The 2125-nt window shown below is 33.6% G+C and carries 4 protein-coding genes; all 4 read right to left on the reverse strand.

The annotated features are described in order from the left end of the window. Positions 1-104: 104 nt before the first annotated feature. The gene (locus tag HMPREF3027_RS09290; protein ID WP_210400701.1) at positions 105-503 is read right to left on the reverse strand and encodes an SMI1/KNR4 family protein; all 399 of its coding nucleotides are present in this window, start codon (positions 501-503) and stop codon (positions 105-107) included. Between the two features lie 390 nt (positions 504-893). Further along, on the reverse strand, positions 894-1379 hold the full coding sequence (locus HMPREF3027_RS09300) for a hypothetical protein (protein ID WP_070708378.1): 486 nt from the start codon (positions 1377-1379) through the stop codon (positions 894-896). 16 nt (positions 1380-1395) lie between these two features. Next, complete coding sequence (locus HMPREF3027_RS09305) at positions 1396-1578, reverse strand: hypothetical protein (protein ID WP_070708380.1); 183 nt, start codon at positions 1576-1578, stop codon at positions 1396-1398. A 1-nt stretch (position 1579) separates the two neighbouring features. Next, positions 1580-1873 (reverse strand): hypothetical protein, encoded by a 294-nt coding sequence (locus HMPREF3027_RS09310; protein WP_021902721.1) that lies wholly within the window; start codon positions 1871-1873, stop codon positions 1580-1582. Positions 1874-2125 lie beyond the last annotated feature (252 nt).

Genomic DNA, 2125 nt, shown 5'->3' on the forward strand with positions numbered 1-2125 from the left:
TCTCTTTTTACTCTTGCGATTCTTTTCTGCCATAATTTCGCATGGTTTATGTGTCTACTATTTCAGGAGAGGACAGTCCTCAATGGCATTCCGTAAAGGAGCACTTATCGTTCAAAATAGTGACCTTCATCATCAAATCTATTGAGAAATTCTTCAAGAGAGTCTGCAATTTTTTCATTTATATATATAATTGCATTTTTCCCTTTATCTTCGTTATCAGCAATAAGCAAATAGTTACCTTCTACGACTTCAAAAAATATCTTGTAATTCTCAAACTTTTTATGACCATAATAATCTAACGTAGGATCATCAGTGTAATAATCTTCCCTTAAGTTTATTTTGCAAAATTCAGACGGAGAGTATAATCGATCAATCGAATATGAATCAGGGGTATCAAAGAAAAAGCCGTATCCTATATTTTCGTAAAAAAGGAGTAGCTCATGAGGAATAAATATTTTTTCCTTCACTTCATTTAATTCATCCTGAGTTACTTTGTGAAACATATGTCGAGTAGTTTTTTCCCCGACTCCCGTAATATATTTTTTAAACTTGTCAAACATTGTAAATATAATTAATTAAATAATTTTCGACTAAGGGAATCTTTTCCATGGATTTCACCTTGATGTTGATCTGGATATTTAGCTGGATGGCTGTTCCACCACTCATTTGGCCCCCCTTATTGTTGTTCAATTATATGATGTAATTGATACCTTTGTCCATTTTCATCAACTGGCCACTTTTGATGTGTGTTTTCTTCCCACTCTTTAATCATTTGGTAGTATCCCCAAAAGTGTGTAAGGCAGAATGCTCCTTTGAATTGCGAATGTACTTTATTCGCTTTGCTTCCCATAAACAACAAAGATAGACCAATAAAGTATAGATTTCTCCTATTATCATACATTGTAGAGGGGTTGAATGGATGGTAATTGTTCCTTCAGTTTAATATAGTATGGAAGCCAGTCTTTGTATTGATCTCTATAGAAAATTTCATCACACATCAATATCTTATCATTTAATCCATTATCATTACATAGCTTTGAAATAATTAAGCCTCTGAGTTGAGCATCTAGAGCACCAGAAAGAATTCCGACTCCTCTATCTTGCCAAACCTTACCCTCCAATGTTAGTTCATTCATCCTCTTTAATATATTTGGAAGAGAGGAATAATGTTCTATAAAGTGCTTGCCCTTTTCCTCATAATAGTTGATGTAAGAGTTCGCAAAATCGAGTAAATTAACCTCATTATCTAATTTCCTGGGATCATTCATGCTAAAGTTAACCTTGTCAGAGACTGTAGATAAAAAATACTTCTTTTCATCATAAAAAAACCTCTTTTTAATTGCTGCTTTCCCAAAAAGTGAAATGATGTTTTCTTCCACATTGGCAATTGAGATACTAACACCTGATATATATATCCCCCCCCAGATCCAAAAATTTTATAAAGAATGTCACTACGTAGTTTTCGGTTTTCATTACATATGTCGGATCTCCACCACTTTTAACGCCCTTGTATCCATATTTGTCAAAGTGTGAATCAAAAGCCCCAAATACGATTCCCTTTTTCTCTGATTTAACCATATTATCTTGCAATATCTATTCTTTGTATTTCAACACTTAAAAGATTATCAATACCATGGTCGTGTATTCTATATATGTTATCTGCCTTTATCTGTTTTTCTTTTGTGTTAACATTCAAGTTTTCTCTGCCATACATAACTCTCATTGTTTGATGTTTATTCTTAACAATCGCCCTAAAGCCTTCTATTTGTCTTTTGGTATAAGAGGTAGTGCCGCTGAGTTTGTTTTCTATTATGAAAGCATCGACTATGTTGTCAAAAGCGTCATACTTAATCAATGCGATGTCTGCTTTCATATACCCATTAGCCGTTTGACATTTTGAGGCACTTCATTTAGCCATTGCCTCATTTCTCTTTTAATTTCTATTCCATACATTATTTACGTTTGTATTATCTCATTTTGGGCATTAAGATTTAAGAAAGGGATTCGGTTTATTTTCGAGGTAGTCTATTAGATTGACGAACCCTTCTTTGCTCAACGGGGCTTCGGTGATATATTTTGGATCAGAAAAATCCTCTTCAATAAAAGCTTCCAGCCCTTTCTTGTA

It is taken from the genome of Porphyromonas sp. HMSC077F02 (assembly GCF_001815465.1).
Classification (GTDB): domain Bacteria; phylum Bacteroidota; class Bacteroidia; order Bacteroidales; family Porphyromonadaceae; genus Porphyromonas_A; species Porphyromonas_A somerae.

Bases quoted from the DNA above. Each gene is read 5' to 3' on its own strand.
- HMPREF3027_RS09290 (WP_210400701.1), bottom strand. From the start codon at position 503: ATGTTTCACAAAGTAACTCAGGATGAATTAAATGAAGTGAAGGAAAAA.
- HMPREF3027_RS09305 (WP_070708380.1), bottom strand. From the start codon at position 1,578: ATGGTTAAATCAGAGAAAAAGGGAATCGTATTTGGGGCTTTTGATTCA.
- HMPREF3027_RS09310 (WP_021902721.1), bottom strand. From the start codon at position 1,873: ATGAAAGCAGACATCGCATTGATTAAGTATGACGCTTTTGACAACATA.